The organism is Streptomyces sp. NPDC006610 (assembly GCF_040611575.1).
Taxonomy (GTDB): domain Bacteria; phylum Actinomycetota; class Actinomycetes; order Streptomycetales; family Streptomycetaceae; genus Streptomyces.
The window spans coordinates 32913-33528 of record NZ_JBEXOP010000042.1; the positions used below are offsets into that span (position 1 = coordinate 32913).

A 616-nucleotide genomic window follows, 5' to 3' on the forward strand; every position below is an offset into this window, starting at 1 on the left:
ACCCGCTCTACGAGCAAGCCCTGCACGAACGACAACGCGTCCTGGGCAGCGACCACCCCGACACGCTGATCACACGCCACAACCTCGCCGGCGCGTACCAAGCGGCGGGAGACCTCAAGCAAGCCATCCCGCTCTACGAACAAACCCTGCACGAACGACAACGCGTCCTGGACAACGACCACCCCCACACGCTGATCACACGCCACAACCTCGCCAGCGCATACGAGACCGCAGGGAACCTCAAGCGGGCAATCCCGCTCTACGAACAAACCCTGCACGACCAAGAGCGCGTCCTGGGCAGCGACCACCCCCACACGCTGATCACACGCAACAGCCTCGCCCACGCGCACCAGGCGGCGGGAGACCTGGGGCGGGCAATCCCGCTCTACGAACAGGCCCTGCACGACCAAGAGCGCGTCCTGGGCAGCGACCACCCCCACACGCTGATCACACGCAACAGCCTCGCTTACGCGCACCGAGCAGCGGGAGACCTGGGGCGGGCAATCCCGCTCTACGAACAAGCCCTGCACGACCAAGAGCGCGTCCTGGGCAGCGACCACCCCCACACGCTGATCACACGCAACAGCCTCGCTTACGCGCACCGAGCAGCGGGAGA

1 protein-coding gene is annotated in these 616 nt (G+C 66.4%); it reads left to right on the plus strand.

The genetic code is table 11. The features are described 5' to 3' along the window. Window positions 1-616 (plus strand): tetratricopeptide repeat protein (locus tag ABZY13_RS27460; protein WP_356635392.1); only part of this gene is annotated, 616 nt, incomplete at both ends.